The following is a 25,166-nucleotide window of genomic DNA, read 5'->3' on the forward strand; positions in this document are numbered from 1 at the left end:
AAGTCCTAGAGTCTTTTAATTAGTTAAAAGATATTATTTATATCTGCACTATTCCAGCCTTCATCTTTTAATTCTTCATAAAATACAGCTGTACAGGTTTGCATGTAAGGTCCCACCCAAATCATGGCAATGCCTAAGGTAATAATAGATAATAAAAACCATAGAATAAAACTTAAATAGAGTTTAAATAGTCTTATTTGATTTCCTTCCATCATATCAATACTTTCTTTTATAACCTCTGATGCTGTTAATTCAGGATTATCAATATAAATATAAAAGCTCATTGAATACCTAAATAATATTATAGATAATACTATGCTAACTACAATAATAACTAAACAAACAAGTAATATAGCCGTAATGCTTATATTGTCTGTAGCTACAGAAACTACTGCTATAATTAAAATTATTACCACAGGAACTATAAACATTAAGGCCCATAAGAATTGGTAAATTAATAAAAGAAGATTTATAAAAAAGGTACCCTTATAATGCTTAAATCCTTCAAAAACATCTTTTATATCTGCATTTTCTCTTCTAATTAATTTTATAAAAAAGTTATTTAATCCATAAGTCATAGCACCAGCTAAAAATACATTTATTAGAAGCACTATAATTGAACTTTTAAAATCACCATTACTATTTTCTAAGGCATCTGTAAAGCCATTAATGGTTAAATCCCTCATATTAATTACAAAGGAAAAACCTTGAAGTAGTAATCCATAAATTATACAAGAGGCTATAGCAACTCCCCAATTTCCCTTTAGAGCTTCTTTTGCTTTTGTCTTGATTTCTGCATTAGAAGAAACATTTTCTTTTCTCATATAACTCCCCCTAATTTTGATTGACTTTCTACATTTATCACTACATTATATTATACTAACATATTATTTTCAATGATTACAATATATGAATATTATTTTATTTTAATTCTATTTATTTCCCTTATAAACTCCGGTGTAGTTCCACAACATCCTCCAACTATGGTAACTCCTTTTTCAATAAGATTCTTAATCTTAAAAGCAAACTTTGAAGGAGTTATATCATATATATTTTTATTATTTACTTTTCTAGGAAGACCTGCATTAGGTTTCATTATTATAGGTAACTTAGAATATTGTAAAAATTCCTCTGCTAAAAATTCTATTCCTTGAATACCCATGGAACAGTTTGCTCCTATGGCATCTATGTCTAAGGGTTCTAAAGTATTTATAATTTCCTCAATTCCCTCTCCCATCATTGTCTTTCCTTCTTTATTAAAAGTAAAAGTACAAAATACAGGAAGCTTACTATTTTCTTTTGCCGCTAATACAGCTGCTCTAGCCTCTTCAATAGAAAGCATAGTCTCTATTAAAATAATATCCGCCCCAGCCCTAACCCCATATTGTACCTGTTCTTTAAAAAGATTATAAACCTCTATTAAACTCATATTTCCATAAGGATAAAGTTTTCCAGTCGGTCCCAAATCTAAAGCTACTAGTTTTTCACTAGAACAGTTACTATTTATTTTATATTCTTCTATAGCCTTTTTTGCTAAGTTAACCCCTTTAAATATAGTTTCCTCAACTTTATAACCATGCTTTTCTAGGTTAACTGAATTAGAACCAAAGGTATTGGTAGTTATAACATCAGAACCAGCTTCTAAATATTTCAAATGAATATTTTTTATAAATTCTGGTGAATTATAGTTAAAACTCTCAACACAATTTCCTAAGGAAAAACCATAATTCATTAAGGTAGTTCCCATAGCACCATCTAAAATTGTTAGGGAATTCAAATTAAGCATATTTAACTCTCCTACTCTTTCTCTTATTATTGCTTTCCTATTAAATTAAAGGTATTTCATAATTACATGAAATACCTTTAATTTTAGACGTTATTAGACATTTAAATTTAGCACAGCCTAATTTAAAACTTACTGCTTTATTTTATGTATTATTACTCTTAAAATTCCATAATACTATTACTTCTACTTAAAGCTATTATCCCAATATTTTTTACCTTCTTTTATACTCCAAATCTCACTAGGGTTCTTCTTATCAAAACTTAATTCTTTTATCTCCTTAGAAGTTATATTGAATTCTCCTACCTTCCCTAGCTCAACTTTTTGATTTTTCTCATTTAATTCAATAATATTAAAATCAGTATAAACATACTTAATATCATTTAGAGATTTAGAAATTTTTAATTTATATATTATTCTAAGCATATCTTTTTCAGCATCTTCTTTACCCTTACTACTTAAAGTAACAAATAAAGATGGCTTTTCACCATTTTCATTTTCCATTACTTTAATATCTTTAATTTCACTATTAGTCACACTTAATTTTATAGTTTCAATTAGAGAATCTATTGGTTCCATGTTTTTAATTGCTGAAACTTTTTTAAAGTTATCTTTATTGGATAAATTGTTAGCAACCTTTCCTACCCCATAAAATACTAAGGATAAACTAACAAAAGCAATCATAATATTTCTTATTATAGACTTCATAATTCCACCCCTAAATTTCTTACTTATATACACTACCCTTATAGTTATATATTGATTTTCCATGTATATTTTACCTTAATAATCCCTGCTTGTAAAGAAGACATATAATTGGTTTTGTGTTAACTTAAATTCTGAAAGAATAGCTTTATTAAAAATCCCTACACACTATAAGATTTAAATTTATAAAGTATGACAAAATAAAAAAACACTAAGTATAAAACCTAGTGTTTTCAATGGTACGACTAAACCTATAAGCCGAGTTCTGTATTAGACGGTCATCTATCTAGGCCTATTGTTACCAATAAGCTCAAGCGATACACCCGGAGACGGGACGGGCAGCCCCATATGTCTCCCTATTCGATCTTGCTCCAGATGGGGTTTACATAGCCACATAGTCACCTATGTGCTGGTGAGCTCTTACCTCGCCTTTCCACCCTTACCTGATAAAGTTATTAACAAAAACAAATAAATATTTAAAGGAGTGTTTAAATGTAATGTTACATATCAGGCGGTATATCTCTGTTGCACTTTCCTTAGAGTCGCCTCCACTGGGAGTTACCCAGCACCCTGCCCTACGGAGCTCGGACTTTCCTCTCCTACTATTTCTAGTAGCAGCGACCATCTGGCTTACTCGCAATAATTATATTATCATATATATCATAAAAAAGCAAAAGGTTTCTTTTAACTAAATTACAAAAATATTAGATAGAGTAATCTTTATATCAACACTTTCATCTAGAACAGCAAAATTTTAAAGTTCTTCTATAAATAATTGTAAGTATCCTTTGCTTCTTTAGATAGAAATACTTTATTTTCATATCCTAATTTAGATAAATTTTTCTGCAATATTTTTGCTACTATTTCCATAGCTGGCCACTCTGTATTAAAATGTCCTCCATCAATTATTGCAATTCCTTCCTCATAAAGTTCATGAACATCATGATAAGTTGTATCCCCTGTTATTATACAATCTGCTCCTAATTTTGTTGCCCTTTCAAAAAAATCTGAACCACTACCATTTACTAAGGCTATTTTTTTTACTTTTTTGCTTAAGTTTCCACTATATTTTAAGTTCTCAATATTATAAGCTGACTTTACTTTCTTGCATACTTCTTCTAAATTCATCGCTTCTTCTAACTCTACTATTCTTCCAATACCTGAATTTTCTTTTATAGGATTTTCATCTATTATAGAGTAGTTCTTAAACCCTAAAAGTTCCATTGCGAAGTCATTTAGTCCACCTTGTACAGAATCTAAATTAGTGTGCGCTGAATAAAGAGAAATATTTTCTTTTATTAATTTTATAATCTTCTTTCCCTTTATAGTTTCTGTGGTTATAGACTTAGGCTTTATAAAAAGTAAAGGATGATGTGACAATATAAAGTTACACTGTTTTTCTATAGCTTCTTCTATGACTTCCATAGTACAATCTAAGGTTACCAATATAGAACTAATCTCCATATTAGTATCCCCTACCATAAGTCCTACGTTATCGTATTCTTCTTTTAAACTTACTGGGGCGTATTTTTCCATAATCCTCATTAACTCTTTAACTGTCAAAGTCATATAAACAACTCCTTAACTTACTTATTTTAAGTTCTAATTCATAAGCTCTTTTTTTCCAGTTATCTGTATCACTTTTAGTATTATTTAAAATACCTTTGTATTTATCTATAAGATATTCTATGTATTGTTTAACCATATTATCTTTTTTATCTATTAAAAGTTTACTTACTTCATAGTATATTGGATCTACTTCTTTTTTATCTTCTCCATAAGCTATTTTTAATATTTCATAAAACTTATCATCTTCATAACAAATTTTCTCTTCTAATATGGAAAACCCCATTTCATATACATATTTTCTAAATACGTCTGCATTTTGTACAGGTTGTACTATAGCATAATCTAGAGCTTTAAATTTTTCTATATCAGAATGAATTATATCCCTAATCAAATCTCCACCCATGCCAGCAATTATAGTACATTGAACTTCCCCTTTGTGAATTACACTAAGTCCTCCGCCTAAACGTGTTTTTATTTCATTATGAAGTCCTTCTCTATCTATATTAGATTTTGCTTTTTCTATGGGTCCCTTATTTATATCTCCTGCTATGGCAAAATTACAAACCCTATTTTTTAAAAGATATATAGGTATATAAGCATGATCTGTACCTATATCTGCTACTGTATCTACATTTTTTACAAGACTTGCAATAGTATATAATCTCTTGCTAAGTTCCATTTCATCACCTTCAAACTATAAGTATACTGAAAATATCTTAATTTGCAATACCATAAAAGTTATTGCCACTGCTAGGGCAATATATATATATTTATAGGATGATTTCCTATCATATTTTGAATTTATTTGTGCTGCAAAATACATGCAAAAAATTAAGGCTAAATTTAAGGCACCATACATCATTTGCTGAAAAGCAAATTGCTTGCCTGTACCTATTTTAGTTGGATTAAATGAAGGATCAAAACTAAGTGGCATAGTTTCACCAAGGTTTCCCTTTAAATAATAAATAAAGGGAACTATAACCATAATAAAAGAAAGTATGGTAGTTATTACAAGTGGAATCATAAATACTTTATCCCTATGCAAATTTACTTTTTCATTATTTCTTCTTTCATTGTTATCTATAAGTTTCATACCTTTTTCTTTTAAAGCTTGTTCAAACTTTTTAACCTCAGCTGGGGTTATTGCAAAATTGATTTTATCTGTTAAAATATATACAACTTCATCCTTAGAGGTTGTATACATTCTTGTAGTTCCTAACTTTTCTATATAACATCTTCCAATTATAAAATTATTAAAACTTATACCAGACAACTTTATCCCATCTATCTCCTCTTGAATATTATATCCAGTTATATCCTTATAATATATGTTAATAGTTTTTAATCCATAGAGCCCTTTTATTGTCATGTACTCCTCGCCTACTTCATAATTTAAGGATAAACCTAATATTATATAATAAAGCTGATATATATCAAAAATAACTAGTAGTATCTTAAGAATGATAGATATAGTATAAGACATTGAATGTTTTGTAAAATAAAAAACCCCAAAGTTTAATATTATAAGCCCTAATAAAATAATGTAACTTGCTAAATTCTTCTGTGGTTTATACACCCTTAACACCTACCTTTTAATTGACACTTATATTTTACAATATTTGTATATTAAATTCAAGTGTTTATAGAAAATAAAGCACCATTTGCGATGGTGCTTTATTTAATCTAAATAATCTTTTAATTTTTTACTTCTACTTGGATGTCTTAGTTTTCTTAAGGCTTTTGCTTCTATTTGCCTTATTCTCTCTCTTGTTACATTAAACTCTTTTCCCACTTCTTCAAGAGTTCTAGCCCTTCCATCGTCAAGACCAAACCTTAATCGTAAAACTTTTTCTTCCCTTGGTGTTAATGTATCTAAAACATTTATAAGTTGTTCCTTTAACATAGTAAAAGCAGCTGCTTCTGCTGGTGCTGGCGCATCATCATCTGGTATAAAGTCACCTAAATGACTATCTTCTTCTTCTCCTATAGGAGTTTCTAAAGAAACTGGCTCTTGAGCTATTTTCATGATTTCTCTAACTTTTTCTACAGGCATCTCCATAACTTGTGCTATTTCTTCTGCTATTGGATCTCTTCCTAATTCTTGTAAAAGCTGTCTTGAAACCCTTATAAGTTTATTTATAGTTTCCACCATGTGAACTGGTATCCTAATTGTTCTTGCTTGGTCAGCTATAGCTCTGGTAATTGCTTGCCTAATCCACCATGTTGCATAAGTACTGAATTTATATCCTTTTCTGTAATCAAATTTCTCTACTGCTTTAATTAATCCTAAATTTCCCTCTTGTATTAAGTCAAGAAATAACATTCCTCTTCCTACGTATCTTTTCGCAATACTTACTACAAGTCTTAAATTAGCTTCTGCTAATTTTTTCTTAGCATACTCATCCCCTGCTTCTATTTTTTTTGCAAGTTCTATCTCTTCTTCTGGAGTTAACAGGGGAACTTTTCCTATTTCTTTTAGATACATTCTAACCGGATCATCAATTGCAATCCCCTCTGGTATAGAAATATCTAATTCTTCTTCTTCCTCTTCTTCTTCCATATTTCCTATAATATCTATATTCATACTTTCCAATACTTCATATATTTTCTCTATTTGTTCAGGAGTTATATCTATTTCTTCAAGCTCATCAATTATCTCTTGATAAGTTAAGCTTCCTTTCTTCTTTCCCTTATCTATAAGACTTTTAACAACTTTCATTTTTTCTGCCTTATCTTTCATTAAATTACCTCCCTTCACAACTTTATAAATTTCTAAGCTTTTCATCAATTTTTGAAAGCTCTTCAACGTATTTTAGTGTTTCCTCAAAAACTCCACTTTCTTCAAAATGTTTAATTTTATTCATAACTTCCTTCTTCGACTCCTCTAATTTTGATTTTTTTATTTCCTTAAAACAATCATTTATAAAAGTTCTTCTACTTCCTTCATCTTCTAATGGTAGAAGTTCTATTTCTAAAATATTAATTAACTCTTTTGATGTTTCTACATCTTGACATAAAATATCTACTTTCTTTTTTAACTCTTCTACTTCTAAATCTCTATATTTCTTTATTAGTTCAAATATATTTTTATGGGAATCATTAATGATATTTTCTGCATTAAAACTTGTAATTATGTAGTCTATTCCTATCTTATTTATCATTAAATTTAATAAAGTACGTTCCGCCTTCATATAAGGTTCTTCTAAATATAATTTTGTTCCAATATTACCAGTAATATTCATAACTTTAGTATTTTTTGTGTTTTTTTGTAACTTTTGATTTAAAAAATCATAAATTGCATCTTCACTGATATTTATCTCTTCTGAAATCTGCTTCACATATAAATTTCTCTCTACAGGATCTAAGCCTATTAAAATTTCACTTATTTCATTTATAAAATTTGAAAGTGACTTTTGATCCTTAAAATTAGTTTTCTTTTTAGACTGTTCTATTTTATATTGAACTAAAGGTAGAGCATCTTCTAATAATTGTAGAAATCCTTCCTTCCCATGAGATTTAACATAGTCATCGGGATCTTTTCCATAGGGAATTGTCACTACCCTTAAATCAAAGCCTTCATTCATAAGGATATCTAAACCTCTTAATGTTGCTACCTGTCCTGCAACATCAGCATCATATGCTATATATATTGTGTCAGCATATTTTTTCATTAATTTTGCCTGACCAATAGTTAATGCTGTTCCTAATGAAGCTACCACATTTGTAATTCCTGATTGATGAAGTGAAATACAGTCCATATAACCTTCTACAATTATTAGGATTCTCTGCTGATTGTTTTTTATAGCAAGATTCAATCCATAAAGATTTGTTCCTTTATTGAAGATTTTAGATTCTGGCGAGTTTAAATATTTAGGTTTTGAATCATCTAGCACTCTTCCACCAAATCCTATAACTTTTCCTCTAGGATTAAAAACTGGAAATATAACTCTATTCCTAAAACGGTCATAAAATTTATCATTTTTGCCTTTAATTATTAGTCCCAGTGAAAATATTTCTGTTTCCGAATATCCTTTTCTTTTTAGATATTCAAAAAGTTCACTCCAATTATCTTTTGCGTATCCTAGGCCGAATTTTGCAATAGTCTTACCAGTTAAACCTCTATTACTTAAATATGAAATAACCTTTTTATTATTTTTTAGATTTTCAAAAAAAAACCTGGCTGCTTCTATGTTTATATCATAGAGTCTTTTTTTAGTATCTTTATTTTCATTTCCTTTACTAACTGAAATATCTATATTTGCCCTATCTGCTAATAATTCACAGGCTTCTGGAAAAGGTAATCCTTTAGTTTTCATTAAAAATGTAATTACATTTCCAACCTCACCACAACCAAAGCATTTAAATATCTGTTTATCTTGTGAAACTGTAAAAGATGGAGTTTTTTCATTATGAAAGGGACATAAACCTATATAGTTCCTACCTCTTCTTTTAAGTCTCACAGTTTCAGAGATTATATCAACTATATCATTTTCCTCTCTTATTTTTTCAATTATTTCCTCTGGAATAAGCAAAAAACTACCACCTAGCCTTTATTATTATTAATACGACTTATTCTATTTTCGACAAAAATATTAATTATCCTTCTTTTATTTAACATTCTTTTAATATTCTTTGTCGTATTATATATATTCTTTGTATAATACAAAAATCCTTTAAATTTCATAATTATTTCTTTTCTATTGTTTCCCTTTTTTCCTAGTTACTATACATTTATTAAGATTATATAATTATATAGTTAATTATTAAGCTTAAATATATTATTCTATATATTTAGTAAAAATTCCTTTTATTATTCTGTTATAATATCCATCTATCTTTAATATGCTTATATAGAGATTCTTTTAAAGGAGTTGATTTGTAATGCCTCATAAGGCTTCACTATATACAACATGTTCTATTCTGTCCCCTGAAAATGTTAAAAATAAAGTTTTGCCTTTATATGGTTTGCAAGATGCCATAATTGAAGATATTAAATTTAAAAATACTGATAAGCAAAGAGCCGTATATAAAGTTACAAAAGATAATAAGGTCTTTTGTCTTAAAAAAGTATACTATAATTCTGAAAAACTGCTGTTTGTATATTCATCTATAGAATGGTGGTATAGATTCGGCATAAATGTTCCTAGAATATTGCCTACAGTAAGTAACTCAAGATACGTTAATTATAATGATATGCTTTTTATTTTAACCCCGTGGATTGAAGGAGTTAAATGCGATTATGATAATGAAGAACATATAAATTCTATTATGGGTAATTTAGGTCGCATTCATAGGGTATCTTGTGATTTCTTCCCTATACCAGGAAGCGAGATTGTAACTTCCTGTAATGTTTTATATAATTCTCTTCATAAACATTGGCAAAATATTTTGCAGTATTCAAATTTAGCTTTTCAACATAAAGACTCTTTTTCTAAACTTTATATTGAACATTTTAATACTTTTAGTAAGCTTGCAGAAATTTCATCATCTATTTCCTATGGAATTAATAACTTAAATCTAAGTAAAAGTCTTTGTCATGAAGACTATGTAAATAAAAATCTTATTTTTGATGAAAATAAAAACCTATGGGTAATAGATTTTGACAAGGTTTCCCTTGATTATGTGGCACACGATATATCCTATGCCTTAAGAAGGCTTTTAAGACGAGAGAGTACAAATTGGAATGTTTCCCTTGCTATTTCACTATTAAGTCAATATGATAAGGAAAACAAATTAAATATTGATGATTATAAGTATATACTAGCTTACTTAAGCTTTCCTCAAAAATATTGGAAAATTTCAAGAGATTATTATAGAAATATACAAAAATGCAATAAAAAAGCTTTCTATAAAATCTTAAAAAAATCTGTTAAAAATGGAGCAGATCAATTGGAATTCTCTTTAAACTTTAAGTCTTATATTGAGGATAAATTTTGTGAAAAAATTTAATGAGAACAGTCCCCTTATAGACTGTTCTCACTAAATAAATGTAACAGGTTATTCTCTTGGATATTTAATTTGTGATTGAGCAGCTGCAAGTCTTGCAACAGGTACCCTATAAGGAGAGCATGACACATAGTTAAGTCCTGTATTATGGAAAAACTCTATGGAACTTGGATCTCCACCATGTTCTCCGCAAATTCCAAGTTTAATGTCTTTTCTCTCTTTTTTCCCTAGTTCTACAGCCATCTTAACTAATTTTCCAACTCCTACTTGATCTAACTTTTGGAAAGGATCTTGTTCATATATACCCTTATCGTAATAATCAACCAAGAACTTTCCTGCATCATCTCTTGAGAATCCAAAAGTCATTTGAGTTAAATCATTAGTTCCGAAAGAAAAGAACTCTGCCTCTTTAGCTATTTCATCTGCTGTTAAAGCAGCTCTCGGGATTTCTATCATAGTGCCTACAGTATACTTAATATCTATACTTTCCTCTTTTATGATACTCTCAGCAGTCCTAACCACTATATCCTTTATATATTTTAGTTCTTTTATTTCACCTATTAAAGGAATCATTATCTCTGGCTTTATATCATATCCCTTTTCTTTTTTTACTGTTATAGCAGCTTCTATTATAGCTCTTGTTTGCATTTCTGCAATTTCAGGGTATGATATAGCTAGCCTACACCCTCTATGTCCCATCATAGGGTTAAATTCTTGTAATGAATCTATTGTTCCCTTTAGTTCTTCAAAAGTAACTCCAATTTCTTTAGCTACTTCTTTTATATCCTTCTCATCTGTTGGTAAGAATTCATGTAGTGGTGGATCTAAAAACCTTATAGTAGCAGGTCTTTCTTGTAATGCTTCATAAATACCTATAAAATCTTCTCTTTGCATTGGAAGAATTTTCCCTAAGGCCTTTCTTCTTTGTTCTTCAGTTTTAGATAGAATCATTTCTCTTACTGCTGCAATTCTATCTTCCTTAAAGAACATATGCTCTGTTCTGCACAATCCTATACCTTCTGCTCCAAACTCAACTGCTTGTTTTGCATCTTTTGGGGTATCTGCATTAGTTCTTACCTTAAGTTTTCTTATGCTATCTGCCCAGGACATAAAGGTACCGAAATATCCACTTATCTCTGGAGCTTTTGTTTTTATAGCACCAAGATACACCTTACCTGTACTTCCATCTAGAGAAATATAATCTCCTTCTTTTACTACCTGTCCATTTACTGAGAAGTATTTCTCTTTTTCATTAACTCTTATAGCACCACACCCAGCAACACAACAAGTTCCAAGTCCTCTAGCTACAACTGCTGCATGAGATGTCATTCCTCCTCTTACAGTAAGTATGCCCTCAGAGGCTATCATACCCTCTATATCTTCTGGAGAAGTTTCAAGTCTTACTAAAATCACTTTTTCCCCTGCCTCATGATGAATCTTAGTCTCTTCTGCTGTAAAATAAACTTTTCCGCAAGCAGCACCTGGGGATGCAGGAAGTCCTTTTGCTATTTCTTTAGCCATTTTTAATTCTTCTTCTTTAAAGTTTGGATGCAGTAAAGTATCAAGGGACCTTGGCTCCACCTTTAATAGTGCCTCTTCTTTAGTAATAAGTCCTTCTTCTACAAGTTCTACAGCTATTTTTAAAGCTGCCTCAGCTGTTCGTTTGCCGTTCCTCGTTTGAAGAAAGTAAAGCTTACCTTCTTCTATAGTAAACTCCATATCTTGCATATCTTTATAGTGTTTCTCTAAAGCTTGTGATATGCTAATAAATTCGTCATAGCATTTTGGTAAATCTTCTTTTAATTTTGTAATTGTCTGAGGTGTTCTAATACCTGCAACAACATCTTCTCCTTGAGCATTTATCAAGTACTCACCAAAAATATTATTATCCCCTGTAGATGGGTTTCTAGTAAAAGCAACACCTGTACCACTAGTATTTCCCATGTTACCAAAGACCATTCTTTGAACATTTACAGCTGTTCCCCAATCTCCTGGTATATCATGTAATCTCCTATATACAATGGCTCTTGGATTATTCCATGATTCAAAAACAGCATTTATGGATTTAATTAACTGTGTAAATGGATCTTGTGGAAAGGATTCTCCTATTTCTTTTTTATAGTATTCCTTAAATTTATAAGTTAATTTCTGAAGATCTTCTGCGTCTAAATCTGTATCGTATTCTACTCCTTTTTCCTCTTTCATCTCATCTATAAATTTTTCAAAATAACTTTTGTCAAGACCCATTACAACATCAGAAAACATTTGAATAAATCTTCTATAAGAATCATATGCAAATCTTTTATTTTTTGTAAGTTCAGCAATTCCTTCCACCGTCTCATCATTTAAACCTAGGTTTAATACAGTGTCCATCATTCCTGGCATAGAAACCCTAGCCCCTGAACGAACAGATACTAATAGTGGGTTCTTTTTTGACCCGAACTTTTTCCCTGTTGTGTCTTCTATTTTATTTAAAGAACTTTTTATTTCTCCTATAATCTCTTTTGATAAAACTTTTTCATCATCGTAATATTTTAAACAAGCTTCAGTACTTACTGTAAATCCTTCTGGTACTGGTATTCCTAACCTTGTCATTTCAGCAAGATTAGCTCCTTTCCCCCCCAAAAGGTTTCTCATTGATGAATTTCCTTCATTGAATAAATACACATATTTTTTATTTTCCATAATGCCAACTCCTTATTTATTCATAGTTTATTATGATAAAACAAGAGAATTTAGCCCAAACTTTAGGACATATATGTCCCACCCAAATAAAATTTTACCCGTTTTCACTTAAATTAATTAAAAGTTTTGTTATATTTGTCTTAGAAACTTTTCCAACTACTTTGTTGAAATCCTTTCCATCCTTTTTCATAGTCTTTACTACTGGTAAACTATCAACTTCGTGAGTAATTATTTTTCTTGCTGCATCATACACTGGTTCTTCCTCTGATAGTAAAATTATATTTGGCATTCTAGTCATAATTATACCTATAGGCACTTTGTGCATGTCAGTTCCACCCATAGCAATTTTTAAGAAGTCTTTTCTTGATACAGCCCCAACTAAACCTTCTTCATTATTTTCAATAAACAATGTACCCACATCATTTAAAAACAATTGAACAATACCATCATAAACGCTACATTCCTCTTTCACCAAACTAGGTTCACTCATAATTTCTTTAGCTTTTACTGCCTTAAGATGATCATAAATTATGCTATAAGAGGGTTTTTTAGAGTAAATATATCCTACCTTAGGTCTAGCATCCAATATTCCCGTCATAGTCAAAATAGCTAAGTCTGGTCTTAAGGCTGCCCTTGTTACATCTAGCTTTTTAGCTATTTTTTCACTAGTAATTGGTTCATTACTTTTAACTATTCTTATGATTTCTTCTTGTCTATCTGTTAACTTAATCTTCTTCACCCTCTTCCGTTCCTTAGATATTATAATTTTTTTGCTTGTTTTGTATTTAATTTTATTATAATGTATTATTAATCATATTACAATAGATATTGTGTACATTATTTAATTAATAATGTAACATATTAAAGTTTTTTTGTTTTTTTATTTCACATTTTAAACAAATTAAATTTTAATAAAAAGAAAGGACCAATTTTAAAGTAGTCCTTTCTCCTCATATTACAAAGATATTATCACCTTATTTATCTTCTTTGTTATCCTCACAAGAACAGCTATCTTCATGACATTTTTCATCATGATTGCAGCATTTCTCTTCTTGTGAACAAGAATTTTGATTTTCCATAGGTTCTACTTTTTCTTCATTAAAATTTACTGTATAAGAATAAGATTTACCTTCTTCATTATAATTTTTATCGTTTTCATTAAACTTTTCTTTTACATCTTTTTTTAATTTATTAACTTTATCCATTGTATCATCCACTACATTCTTAATAACTGCATTTACAACTTCTACTGTCCCGTCTTCTTTTGTAATCTCAATAGTAACTTTTGTAGCTATAGCTGCTAGAACTCCTATTCCTAATACTGGTGGGAAAATCATGCTAACCATCCCAGCTGCAATACCAGCATTAACTGGAACATCTACAACAACTCTATCGCCTTTTTTTATTTTAATTCTAGTTACATTTCCTTTTTGAATTAAATCATTTATCCACTTTTTAAAGTCTTCCTTTGTAGTTACAAATTCATTTATTTTTTCTTTAGATTCATTTTTGATTTTCTCTTCTAAATAAACTAGAGCATCTACTACATTCCCTTCACAAATTTCAAGGGCATCTTTAGCCTCTGCGTAGTTAACCCCAGTCCTCTCTCTTATTATGTCGATTTTTTCTAATGTTATGTTTTCCATTTAACTCACTCCTTAATAATATAATTGAACATTTCTAAACTTTTAGGTTTTCTACTATATAACTCTAAAATAAAAGCTTGACTTAATTTATATAATTCTAATTTACTGCTCTTACTAACATTTAGCCTATAAACTTTTTCCAAAGGGGAATTAATAATGTATCTTAATATATTATAAGTCGAATTTGAGATTTTAATGCAATTTTCCCTACTGCATTTTGTACAAATTGCACCATAATTTGTTATACTGATATAATTAGACATTGTAATTTTCTCTGAACACTTGCTGCAATGTGATAAATCCATTGCATATCCTGTATTAAAAATTAATTTAATCTCAAAAGCTCTTATTAAAACCTCTATATCTCCTACTTTATTTTTTATTAGATAATAGGTTGTAACTAAGTCTTTAAATACATTAAAATTCACTTCCCCATCAACTAATGCTATGTCTACAAGTTCATTTAAATAAGAACAGTATGTAATAGTCTCTAGCTCCTCCATGAATTCTTGAAAAGAGTGAATAATTTCAGCTTCATTTATTATATATAAACTTCTCCCTTTATATATAATAAAATTTGAAAAGGAAAAAGGTAAAGTAGGAGAGGAAAGTTTACTGTTACCTTTTTTTGCACCTTTTGCTATAGTTGAAATCTTCCCTAAATTTTCTGTGTAAATCCATACTAACTTGTCATTTTCTTTGTAATCTTGAGTTTTTAAAACCACTCCCCTAGTTTTAAATATGCTCAGAGAAATCATCTCCTACTCTTATTATAAATTATTCCATGACCTTTTTTACATAATATATGTAAATTTTTAATTAATTTAATATTGAAGTAATATTACTCTTTATATCCTAATTCTTTTAGTAAATTTGGACTATCTCTCCACTCTTCTTTAACTTTTACCCATACTCTAAGATAAACTTTACTACCTAAAAACTTCTCAATATCTTCTCTTGCATATTGAGATATTCTTTTTAAAGTAGATCCATTTTTCCCAATTATTATCCCTTTATGAGATGCTTTCTCACAAAGCATGTTTGCTTCTATATGATATATACCTTTTTCATTTTGTTTCATTGAAAGGATTTCTACAGCAATACCATGTGGCACCTCTTTATCTAAAAGTCTTAGGGCTTTTTCCCTAATTATCTCCATAACTATAAATCTCTCTTGTCTATCTGTCACCATATCTTCTGGATAATACCTTGGTCCTTCTGGTAGGTAATTTTTCATCTCATTTATTAAAATATCTACATTTTTTCCCTTTATTGCGGATATAGGGATTATTTCTTCAAAGTTAAACTTTTCAGAGTAATTTTTTATGGTTTCAGCAACTTTTATCTCTTCATATTCATCTATCTTATTCACAAGTAGAAATTTTGGTACCTTTAAATCTTCTAATTGTTCTAAAATATATTCATCACCTTTCCCAATTGTTCCTTCTGGAGTAGTTATAAAAAGCACTAAATCTACTTCCTTTAAAGCACTTTCTGCTACTTTAACCATATATTCTCCAAGTTTATGTCTTGGTTTGTGAACTCCAGGAGTGTCTACAAAAACTACCTGATAGTCTTCTCCATTTAAAATTGTTTGTATATTATTTCGAGTAGTTTGCGGTTTGTTTGATACAATTGAAAGTTTTTCTCCCATTATAAAATTGTTCAAAGTTGATTTTCCTACATTTGGTCTTCCTATTATTGTTACAAATCCTGATTTAAACATTTTGCCTCCTAAAAATATATAAAATTTAGTTTCTTCTTCATATTATTTTAACAATGCCTCTTTAGTAAAAGCACTTGGTAATATTTCTTCTAATGTTTTTATCATGTACTCTTCTTCATTTTTTACTATTATTATTTTAAAATCTTTTGTTGCAAACTCTGAAATCACTTGCCTACAGATACCACAAGGAAAAGTGTATTCCATTGGATCTCCTACTACAGCTAAAGCTTTTATGCCTTTATGCCCCTCTGATACAGCTTTGAAGATTGCTGTTCTCTCTGCACAGTTTGTAGCACCATAAGATGCATTCTCTATATTACAGCCTGTGTAAATTTCATCACTTTCTGTGATTAATGCTGCTCCAACCTTAAACTTTGAATATGGAACATAGGCTTTTCCTCTTGCCTCTATTGCTCTAGAAATTAAATTTTTAAATTCCATAAAGAGTCTCCTTTACATTTATAGTCTTAAGTAAATATGTGATTATATTATTTGTCACTTAATGTATAGTTACGTATACTTTTAGTATTAAGATTATATCATGTATTTTATATTAATATAAGTATTAAAAGTGTTAATAAAAACCCTAAAATACTTCCTAATATAACTTCTAAAATAGAATGTATACTAGAATCCACCCTACTTTGTGCTACAATAAAAGCTAAAATAAAGCCTAGTAAAGTAACCAATGCACCTTTAGAGTAATATGCTATAATTGTTGCTATGGAAAAAGCTATAGCACTATGCCCTGAGGGCATGCCACCTTGGAGTGGAGTACCTTTTCCATTAGCTATTTTTATGACCAAGGTTATAAAAGTCACAACGATTAAAATAGAAAATATAGTGTGAGGATTTGAACTTAATATTCTGTCCATTATATTCTCTGTTATAGGCTTTACTTTATCCCAAAATACTATATATCCAATAATAACAGAATTTATAGCAGCCACTAATACAGCTCCTGCAGCCACATCTTTTGCAGCCTTAACTAAAGGATCATAATAATCTATTAAAGCATCTAATGTACACTCTATAGCTGTGTTTATCATTTCTGAAACTATAACAAAGCTTATTGCAAATATCACCAATATCATTTCTCCTCTACTTAGCTCTGAATAAAAACTAAAGGCTAAGACTAAGCTCCCTATTATAAGATGAATTTGCATATTTCTTTCTCTTTTTATACTCTCTATAATCCCCATAATAGCATAATTTAAGCTCTCAACCAACTTCTTGCTCTTCATAATTACCATCCTTTTTGTTACTTCACTATGAATTATATTATTTCATATTCATATAATAATATAATTGACTATAGGATTTAGATTTATTCAATTATAGTTTCTGCATGCAAAGCTCTATACTATCTTAGTACTATCTTAGGCCTTATATACAAAATATGTGACAGCATATAACTGTCACATACTAACATACTATTTCTATATTTCTCGAATAAGATTAAAACTTTTTAAAATTTCCTCTTCTCTTCTCCTCATGATTTCCTTATCACATTCTTCCATATGATCATATCCAAGAAGATGAAGTATGGAATGGATTATAAGATAACATACTTCTCTTTTAAAAGAATGATTAAATTCTTCACTTTGTTCTTTTGCTCTCTCTAAGGAAAGTGCAATATCCCCTAAGATTAATTTTCCTTCATCTAAATCAAACTGAGAGAATTTATAATCTTTATAAACATCCTTAAATACTTTATGTTCTGGATATTCTAACATGGGAAATGATAGTACATCTGTAACCATATCTTTTCCTCTTTGCTCTTTATTTATGTTTCTTATATTCTTATTATCTATAAGAATTAAACTCACTTCATATTCTAAATTTACCCCTTCTTCTTTCAAAGCATACTTAATCATATCTTCTATTAAATTAATTAAATCCTCTTCAAACTTTATTTTTTCCTGTCTATTATCAACTAATAACATTTTCTTCTCCTTACTAGTCTTTCTTATTATTTTTACCTTTTGTCATATTTGAAAGTTTAGGATATTCAATTCTTTCATGATATATTCCTGATAAACCTTTTAAAAAGGCTTCTTTAATCTTTTTTAAATCCTTAAGAGTTAAATCAGAATCATCTAAATGCCCGTCTTCTAACCTTGTCTTTATTATATTGTCCACCATTTTCTCTATTTTTTCCTTGTTAGGTTCTTTAATTGACCTTACTGATGCTTCCACTCCATCTGCAAGCATAATTATAGCAGCTTCCTTAGATAGGGGGTCTGGACCTGGATACTTAAAATCCTCTTCTATTACGTCTTCTGGTTTTTCACTATTATTTTTCATAGTTATATAAAAATATTTAACAAGTGAAGTTCCATGGTGCTGAACTATAATATCCTGTATTGCCTTTGGAATCTTATATTCTTTAGCAAACTCTACCCCATCTTTAACATGAGAAGTAATTATAAGAGTACTTAAGTTAGGCCCTATTTTATCATGTGGATTAGCTCCGCCCATTTGATTTTCCCTAAAAAAGTATGGTCTTTTTAATTTTCCAACATCATGATAGTAACAAGCCACTCTAGCAAAAACTGAATTAGCACCTATGGCTTCTGCTGCAAGCTCAGATAGATTTGCAACTAACATACTATGATGATATGTCCCTGGCGCCTCTGTTAAAAGTCTTTTTAGAAGAGGATTGTTGGGATTTGCAAGTTCAAGTAGTTTAATTGTAGTAACTATATCAAAGATACTTTCAAATAAAGGCAAAAATCCTATGGTAAATACCCCTGCTAAAACACTTGCAATCAACATACCAAAAGCCTTATATAATATATCTAGAATATTAGTGTTTGATTGAATTACACCTAGGCTAAGGGTAATTAATGCATTTATTATAGCAATATAAATTGATGAATATAGTATATCACTTCGCTCATCTAGCTTTTTAAGACCTATAGAACCTATAACTGCATTTAACATTATAAGCATTAAAATTGGAGGATTAAACTTAACTGCTATGCTAATAAAAATTCCATTTAAAACACTTATAATAATAGCAAGTTTATGATCTATTAAAATAGTTAATATCATTGGTGCAAATGCTAAGGGAATTAAATAAGGTGTAACAAAATTTAAACTTCGTGCAAGTATAATTGATACTAAATTAATTATACTTATTAAAATTAAGATTTTATCCTTAGAGTAGGAATTTCTATGATATTTATAAAGATAAAATCCTTCAACTAAAAGTACCGAAGCAATTAAAACAGCTAGTCCTAAGAATATATACCACTGAAAGTTACTTTTATCATCTAAAAATCCTAGTTGTTTTAAAAGTTCCACTTGATACTTTGTTACAGGTTCACCCTCCTTAACAATTATTTGATCCTTCTTTACTTTAATAGGTTCTACCTTTCTTAGGGCTTCCTCTTTTAAAGTTCTTGTCTTAGCATGATCATAGAAGACATTAGGCATAATTTGAGAGCTAATTATTGATTTAGCAACCGTTCTCTCTTTTCTATCTAAATCGTATTTTGTGAGTTCCATATCTACAAAGTAAACTGCTTTTTTTCTATCTTCTTCTTTTATTTTACTCTTTTCTAGGGTTTCTTTAAATTTACTTGTATCTTCCTTTTTATCATTATTCTCATATGTTTCTAACTTATTTAGCTTTTCACTTATTTCCACTGGGATTACAGCATTTATTTGATATTCATCATAAAGCTTACTTAAGGTTTTTGTTATAATATCTTTTAAACTCTCAATTTCCTTAGGCGTAGACATTAATAAAGTCTGAAGTTCTGGTTCGCTTATATCAATCCCTATCTCTTTTTTTAAGTTTACTATAATATCTTTATTAATTTTATCCGCTTCTTTTTTTTCCTCTTCTGTGTTAGTTTTTGTATCTTTTAAAACACTCTTCTTTTCCATAACTTTAGAGAAAATAGAGTCTACATTTTGTTTTGAAGTAATTTTCACATCACTAGCTATGGTGTACTGATCTGGAACAGAGATTATAGCCTCCTTTTTCTTCTCCTTAGTAGATAATTCATCCTCCACATCCCTTGGCGCCTTTATATCAATTTTAGCAATGTCTCCTTCAGCTACAAAATATTTCTCTGGCAAAACAGATGTTATTAGTATGCCATAAATTAGTATAAAGTTAACAAAAAAAATAATAACTTTTTTTCTTTTGTTACTTAAAAAACTACTCAATTTTTCTTTTTCAATCATACTGCTTCCCACCTTTTAATTTAGGTAAATACATTAATTATTATCTGTAATATCTTTAGTATCTTCCCCCACATGCTCTTCTTCTATGTCAATGGTCTTTTCCTCTCCTATGTCTTCTTCTGCTATAACAAGTACTCTTAGATTACACATATCAACTTCCTTACTTGAATCCTCTAATTTTTGAATTATTTTTATTTTATTGTCAAAATTTATTCTTATACTGGAGTATAGTTTATTTAACTCATTTGCTATCAATAATTTTTCATCATCCTTTGTAAACTCTGTCTCTTTTATTTCATAGTATATTTCTTTTTTTACTATACCTTTATTATCTTCTATTTTATCATACTTTTTGAATTTATTTAAATCGTTTTTTAAATAAATTCTCTTACCCTTTACAATTATATATTTATTTGTAATAGTTTCCCCTGTTCTCTTCCTTTTTATTTGGGGAATTTTTAGTTTTAATTTTTTTTCATAAAATGTCTTAGCTATTACTTCCCCCTCTGCTTTAACTTTATATCTGCTTTCTTCATTACCTTGCTCCCCTAAAACTAGAACATCTCCTTTTTTAACTACTTGACCCTCTTCTACTATAGAGGTTCCAGCCTTAGTATATACTCTTTGTATAACGCCGTCCTTTTTTGCTATTAAATCACATGGAGATTTATCTTCTTTTATCTTTGGTGGGTTCTGTCTTTCTAAAATATCTATTTTTAACTTTGTTCCTGCTATAGTTCCTTTAGCCCATACCACACTTTTGTTACCTTCTAAAATGCTATTTTGTAAATTGATTATATTTAAATTTTTTCTTTTAATACCTGGTTTTACTCCCATCTTCTTTAATTCATTTCTAATCTCATAAGGAGATACATTGTTTTCAGTTTTTATTTCTATTGACCAAATATATGTTGAATAATAGTACATTAAAAATATAAATATAAAAAATCCGAATATAAAAGCTTTTCTTTTTAATAAATTTCCTTTTAATCTAAAAAATCCAAAAGAGTTAATGACTTTTAATTTTACTTTATTATCTTTTGCAAGTTCACGTGCCTTATAAAAATCCTTTGGACTTATGCTAAATGTATAGGATACAATACTATGTTTCTTAGCCCCTTCTATAAAAATGCCTTCTTCCCAAAGTGTATTTAAAAATTTTTCCGGCATTAAGGACATTATTTCAAGCCTAATTTTCCCTCTATTCATCTTTACTATCACTTCTTTCATAATTTACAGCTTCAAATTTTCCACTTAGTGTTATAGTACTCTCCCCTAAAAACAATATTTCAAAATCTCCCCCTTTTATAATAACCTTTCCTATAGAAGTTTTTAATATTATCTCTTCCTTTTTAAAACTCAGTATTCCCATATGATTTTCTACTGTTATCTCTTGATCTGCCATTATTGTAAACTTTGGAACATTCAAAAGTGCTTCACTTGGCATATCCAAAGTTTTTGCGATTTTCGCTTTTGAACTTCTTATTAAATTTCCCAAAACCTTCACCTCACAAAAGAAATTTTCATATTTAATTTATGAAAGTTTCCTTTGTTTAATGACACTTTAAAGTTATTTATAAAATAAAAAGACTCAGATTACTCTGAGTCTAAGTTTTTATTTACTTAAGTATTCTTTTACTAAGGTACTAACTAATTTACCATCTGCTCTTCCTTTTGTTTTTGGAACTACAGCAGACATTAGTATTCCCATGTCCTTAATACTACTTGCTCCCACTTCTATAGCTGATTTTTCTATAATTTCATTTACTTCATTTTCTGTCAACTGCTGAGGAAGGTATTTTAATAAAATATCGATTTCATCTTGGGCTGCTTTAATTAAGTCAGTTCTGTTTCCTTTTTCAAACTCTACTATAGCTTCACGTCTCTGTTTAATCTCTTTTGATATAATATCAACTACTATATCATCAGTAACCTCGTTTGAAGCACCACTCTTTTCATAAAGCAGAATAGCTGCCTTAGCCATGCTAATAACATTAGCCCTAAATCTATCTTTAGATTTTACAGCCTCTTTCCAATCTTGTTGCAATACTTCCTTTAAGGACATTAAAACTTACCCTCTTTCAAAACAAACTATTTTTTCTTTCTTCTCTTCGCAGCTTCTGATTTTTTCTTTCTTTTTACGCTTGGTTTTTCATAGTGTTCCCTCTTTCTTACTTCAGCAAGAACCCCAGCCTTAGCGCATTCTCTTTTAAATCTTTTTAGAGCACTTTCTAATGATTCGTTATCTCTTACTTTTATTTCTGACATCTATATCCCTCCCTCCGCTCATTTTAATGCATAGTTTAGAACTACTGTGGGAATAAATAGCACGCTATAAATTATACAACATTTTCAAAGAATATGTCAATATAAAATTAGCCGAATTTTAGGTTTATCCTGGTGGCCAACCTAGATTTCTACCACCTACTAAGTGAAAATGAATATGGTGAACTGTTTGACCTGCATCATCTCCACAATTAGTAACAACTCTATATCCCTTTTCACTAATTCCCGCTTCTTTAGCTACCTTTTTAATAACCATATAAATATGCGAAATAACCTTACTATTTTCCTCTGTAAGCTCATTTAAATTAGCTATATGTGCTTTTGGAATTACTAAATAATGAATAGGAGCTGTAGGGGTTATGTCCTTAAAACAATACACTAATTCATCTTCATAAACCTTTTGTGATGGTATATCTCCATTTATTATTTTACAAAAAATACAATCTGACAAAACTTTCACCTCCTTTAAAAATAGAGGACCTATTATATTATAATACCATATATATAATCTTCTTCAACTTTATTTAGCTTAACTTTTAAAATTTTTCCTTCTATATTCTGCTCACTTTCACAAATAACCTTTATATAGTTTCTTGTGTATCCTTCATATAGATTATGTTCTTTTTTAAGTTTTTGTTCAAATAAAACTTCAGATTCTCTTCCAATGAATTTTTCCATAAATTCTTTTTCTAGTTTAGAATTTAATTCTATTAATTTTGTACTTCTATCTTCTTTTATATTGCCATCTATTTGATTTTCCATTCTGTCTGCTTTTGTACCTTTTCTATTACTATATTTAAATATGTGCATTTTAGATAATTTTATTTCTTCTAAGAATTCATAGGTTTTATTAAATTCGTCCTCAGTCTCACCTGGAAAACCAACTATAATATCCGTTGTTATAGAAACATCCTTAATATATTTCCTGAGATTAATCAAAGTTTCCCTATATTTTTCTGTATTATAAGGTCTATTCATTCTCTTTAAAGTTTCATCACAACCACTTTGTAGAGAAAGATGATAATGGGGACAAAGCTTTTCAAAGGTAGCTAATTCTTCTATTACATTCTCCTTAAAAAAGCTAGGGTCCACAGAACCTATTCTAATTCTCTCTATACCTTCAATTTTATTTATTTCTTCTATAATTTTAACAAGATTCATATCTTCCTTTAAATCTAAGCCATAAGATGCTATATGTATCCCTGATAAAATTATTTCTTTAAAACCATGCTGGGAAAGTTTTTTGCACTCTTCTATAACTCTTTTAGGCTCTTTACTACAAACAGCTCCCCTAGCATATGGAATTAAACAATATGAACAAAATCTATTGCATCCGTCTTGTATTTTTAAGAAAGCCCTTGTCTTATCTTGATATTCTTCTATGTTAAGTTCATCAAAGGTCTTATTTTTAAGCACATCTTTTACCTCAACAAACTGCTTTTCTTCTTCCCTAGCCCTGTTTACCCAGTATACTATTTCACTCTTATTTCTTGTACCTAATACTACATCTACCCCTTCAATTTTGCTTACATCCTCTGGTGAAATTTGGGCATAACATCCCACCACTGCTATTATAGCATCCTTATTATTTTTTCTTGCTCTTCCTATCATCTGCCTTGATTTCTTATCTCCCATGTTAGTAACAGAACATGTATTTATAACATATACATCAGCAAACTCGTCAAAAGATACAAGATTATATCCTGATTTTATAAACTTTTCTGCCATGGCTTCAGATTCATATGAATTAACTCTGCACCCAAGGGTTGAAAAAGCTACTTTCATTATATTTTTCCTCCTAAATCACCTAACTCATAAGAAACTAGAGATACCGCTGTAAATCCTGCTGTCTCCGTTCTTAAAATTCTAGGCCCTAATGTTATTATAAAACTTCCTTTTCTCTTTAGTTCTTCTATTTCTCTTTCTTCAAAACCACCTTCAGGTCCAATTATTATAGCAACTTTCTTTATATCCTCTTTTTTCACCTTTGACATAACATATTTTAATCCATAATCCTCTTCATTTTCATAAGGTACAAGGATTAAATCGTATATATCCAGAGAATCGACTAAGTCTTTAAATTCTATAACATCACCTATTTTAGGTACTATACTTCTTTTGCACTGTTTACATGCCTCTAATGCAATTCTATTCCATCTATCTAATTTTTTAAACTCTTTTAACTCTGTTTTAACTACAACCCTTTCTGTTATAATAGGGGTTATTTCTTTTACACCTAATTCCGTATTTTTTTGAACTATTAAATCCATTTTGCTACTCTTTGGTAGTCCTTGGAAAAGGTAGACTTCCACTGAGTTTTCAAGAGATAAGTCTAATTCTTCTAAAATAATAGCTCTAACCTCTTTTTTAGAAATCTCTTTTATTTCGCATAAAAATTCTTTTCCATTGCAATTATTTATATTGATTTTTTCACCTTCAGGAAGTCGTAAAACCTTATATATATGTTTAACATCATCACCTACTATAATAACTTCATTTTCATTAAAGTTTTCTATAGGCACAAAAAACTTATGCATATCCTTTCCTCTCTTCTAGAAAAATTATACTGTAGAAAAATGTAACACCCTATACATTTATTTTTTCTACTTATATATTTTTA

At 29.3% G+C, this 25,166-nt stretch carries 25 protein-coding genes and 1 other RNA gene; 1 reads left to right on the forward strand and 25 read right to left on the reverse strand.

The window, feature by feature from the left end:
* Positions 1-23 precede the first annotated feature (23 nt).
* From FNZ64_RS09240 to dnaG, 9 genes are all read right to left on the reverse strand, one after another.
* Positions 24-824 carry a DUF975 family protein gene (locus tag FNZ64_RS09240; protein WP_142414517.1) on the reverse strand — a complete coding sequence of 267 codons (801 nt, stop codon included), beginning with the start codon at positions 822-824 and terminating at the stop codon, positions 24-26.
* A gap of 92 nt (positions 825-916) precedes the next feature.
* On the reverse strand, positions 917-1,786 hold the full coding sequence (locus FNZ64_RS09245) for a homocysteine S-methyltransferase family protein (RefSeq protein ID WP_142414518.1): 870 nt from the start codon (positions 1,784-1,786) through the stop codon (positions 917-919).
* Between the two features lie 183 nt (positions 1,787-1,969).
* Positions 1,970-2,491 carry a hypothetical protein gene (locus FNZ64_RS09250; protein WP_142414519.1) on the reverse strand — a complete coding sequence of 174 codons (522 nt, stop codon included), beginning with the start codon at positions 2,489-2,491 and terminating at the stop codon, positions 1,970-1,972.
* Positions 2,492-2,726: 235 nt separating this feature from the next.
* An RNA gene (rnpB, locus tag FNZ64_RS09255) (RNase P RNA component class A) lies at positions 2,727-3,125 on the reverse strand.
* A gap of 128 nt (positions 3,126-3,253) precedes the next feature.
* Positions 3,254-4,057 (reverse strand): Nif3-like dinuclear metal center hexameric protein, encoded by an 804-nt coding sequence (locus tag FNZ64_RS09260; protein ID WP_142414520.1) that lies wholly within the window; start codon positions 4,055-4,057, stop codon positions 3,254-3,256.
* Complete coding sequence (locus tag FNZ64_RS09265; RefSeq protein ID WP_142414521.1) at positions 4,041-4,736, reverse strand: tRNA (adenine(22)-N(1))-methyltransferase; 696 nt, start codon at positions 4,734-4,736, stop codon at positions 4,041-4,043. The genes FNZ64_RS09260 and FNZ64_RS09265 overlap by 17 nt, the downstream gene beginning before the upstream one ends.
* A gap of 15 nt (positions 4,737-4,751) precedes the next feature.
* Complete coding sequence (locus FNZ64_RS09270; RefSeq protein ID WP_142414522.1) at positions 4,752-5,633, reverse strand: PH domain-containing protein; 882 nt, start codon at positions 5,631-5,633, stop codon at positions 4,752-4,754.
* Between the two features lie 102 nt (positions 5,634-5,735).
* Positions 5,736-6,797 carry an RNA polymerase sigma factor RpoD gene (gene rpoD / locus FNZ64_RS09275; protein ID WP_185903739.1) on the reverse strand — a complete coding sequence of 354 codons (1,062 nt, stop codon included), beginning with the start codon at positions 6,795-6,797 and terminating at the stop codon, positions 5,736-5,738.
* A gap of 22 nt (positions 6,798-6,819) precedes the next feature.
* Positions 6,820-8,589: a DNA primase gene (gene dnaG / locus FNZ64_RS09280; RefSeq protein ID WP_142414524.1), complete on the reverse strand. Its 1,770-nt coding sequence runs from the start codon at positions 8,587-8,589 to the stop codon at positions 6,820-6,822.
* A gap of 349 nt (positions 8,590-8,938) precedes the next feature.
* Here dnaG and FNZ64_RS09285 point away from each other — a divergent pair, with 349 nt between their 5' ends.
* Positions 8,939-10,006 carry a CotS family spore coat protein gene (locus FNZ64_RS09285; RefSeq protein WP_142414525.1) on the forward strand — a complete coding sequence of 356 codons (1,068 nt, stop codon included), beginning with the start codon at positions 8,939-8,941 and terminating at the stop codon, positions 10,004-10,006.
* Between the two features lie 48 nt (positions 10,007-10,054).
* Here FNZ64_RS09285 and ppdK read toward each other — a convergent pair whose 3' ends face one another.
* The 16 genes from ppdK to FNZ64_RS09365 form a co-directional block, all read right to left on the reverse strand.
* Positions 10,055-12,688 carry a pyruvate, phosphate dikinase gene (ppdK, locus tag FNZ64_RS09290; protein WP_142414526.1) on the reverse strand — a complete coding sequence of 878 codons (2,634 nt, stop codon included), beginning with the start codon at positions 12,686-12,688 and terminating at the stop codon, positions 10,055-10,057.
* Positions 12,689-12,782: 94 nt separating this feature from the next.
* Entirely contained in the window at positions 12,783-13,427 is a 645-nt protein-coding gene (gene ccpN, locus FNZ64_RS09295; RefSeq protein ID WP_142414527.1) for a transcriptional regulator CcpN, read from the reverse strand.
* Between the two features lie 235 nt (positions 13,428-13,662).
* Positions 13,663-14,334, reverse strand: coding sequence for a DUF4342 domain-containing protein (locus FNZ64_RS09300; RefSeq protein ID WP_142414528.1), 672 nt, complete (start codon positions 14,332-14,334; stop codon positions 13,663-13,665).
* 5 nt (positions 14,335-14,339) lie between these two features.
* Positions 14,340-15,092: a DNA repair protein RecO gene (gene recO / locus FNZ64_RS09305; protein ID WP_142414529.1), complete on the reverse strand. Its 753-nt coding sequence runs from the start codon at positions 15,090-15,092 to the stop codon at positions 14,340-14,342.
* A gap of 83 nt (positions 15,093-15,175) precedes the next feature.
* Positions 15,176-16,060: a GTPase Era gene (gene era / locus FNZ64_RS09310; RefSeq protein ID WP_142414530.1), complete on the reverse strand. Its 885-nt coding sequence runs from the start codon at positions 16,058-16,060 to the stop codon at positions 15,176-15,178.
* 42 nt (positions 16,061-16,102) lie between these two features.
* Positions 16,103-16,501, reverse strand: coding sequence for a cytidine deaminase (locus tag FNZ64_RS09315; RefSeq protein ID WP_142414531.1), 399 nt, complete (start codon positions 16,499-16,501; stop codon positions 16,103-16,105).
* A gap of 107 nt (positions 16,502-16,608) precedes the next feature.
* Positions 16,609-17,304, reverse strand: coding sequence for a diacylglycerol kinase (locus tag FNZ64_RS09320; protein ID WP_142414532.1), 696 nt, complete (start codon positions 17,302-17,304; stop codon positions 16,609-16,611).
* A 195-nt stretch (positions 17,305-17,499) separates the two neighbouring features.
* Positions 17,500-18,006 (reverse strand): rRNA maturation RNase YbeY, encoded by a 507-nt coding sequence (gene ybeY / locus FNZ64_RS09325; protein WP_142414533.1) that lies wholly within the window; start codon positions 18,004-18,006, stop codon positions 17,500-17,502.
* A 13-nt stretch (positions 18,007-18,019) separates the two neighbouring features.
* Complete coding sequence (locus FNZ64_RS09330; RefSeq protein ID WP_142414534.1) at positions 18,020-20,260, reverse strand: HD family phosphohydrolase; 2,241 nt, start codon at positions 20,258-20,260, stop codon at positions 18,020-18,022.
* Positions 20,261-20,293: 33 nt separating this feature from the next.
* Complete coding sequence (yqfD, locus tag FNZ64_RS09335; protein ID WP_142414535.1) at positions 20,294-21,490, reverse strand: sporulation protein YqfD; 1,197 nt, start codon at positions 21,488-21,490, stop codon at positions 20,294-20,296.
* A complete protein-coding gene (yqfC, locus tag FNZ64_RS09340) occupies positions 21,462-21,758 on the reverse strand; it encodes a sporulation protein YqfC (protein ID WP_142414536.1) in 297 nt (98 codons plus the stop codon). Before yqfC ends, yqfD begins: the two co-directional genes overlap by 29 nt.
* Before the next feature lie 117 nt (positions 21,759-21,875).
* A complete protein-coding gene (locus FNZ64_RS09345) occupies positions 21,876-22,325 on the reverse strand; it encodes a GatB/YqeY domain-containing protein (RefSeq protein WP_142414537.1) in 450 nt (149 codons plus the stop codon).
* Positions 22,326-22,351: 26 nt separating this feature from the next.
* Positions 22,352-22,528, reverse strand: a complete 177-nt coding sequence (gene rpsU / locus FNZ64_RS09350) for a 30S ribosomal protein S21 (RefSeq protein WP_142414538.1) — start codon at positions 22,526-22,528, stop codon at positions 22,352-22,354.
* Between the two features lie 124 nt (positions 22,529-22,652).
* Positions 22,653-22,997, reverse strand: a complete 345-nt coding sequence (locus FNZ64_RS09355) for a histidine triad nucleotide-binding protein (protein ID WP_142414539.1) — start codon at positions 22,995-22,997, stop codon at positions 22,653-22,655.
* Between the two features lie 32 nt (positions 22,998-23,029).
* Positions 23,030-24,331: a tRNA (N(6)-L-threonylcarbamoyladenosine(37)-C(2))-methylthiotransferase MtaB gene (gene mtaB, locus FNZ64_RS09360; RefSeq protein ID WP_142414540.1), complete on the reverse strand. Its 1,302-nt coding sequence runs from the start codon at positions 24,329-24,331 to the stop codon at positions 23,030-23,032.
* Positions 24,331-25,083 (reverse strand): 16S rRNA (uracil(1498)-N(3))-methyltransferase, encoded by a 753-nt coding sequence (locus FNZ64_RS09365; RefSeq protein ID WP_142414541.1) that lies wholly within the window; start codon positions 25,081-25,083, stop codon positions 24,331-24,333. Before FNZ64_RS09365 ends, mtaB begins: the two co-directional genes overlap by 1 nt.
* Positions 25,084-25,166: the final 83 nt, after the last annotated feature.

Origin of the sequence: Hathewaya massiliensis, assembly GCF_902143515.1 — a bacterium.
Classification (GTDB): Bacteria; Bacillota; Clostridia; order Clostridiales; family Clostridiaceae; genus Hathewaya; species Hathewaya massiliensis.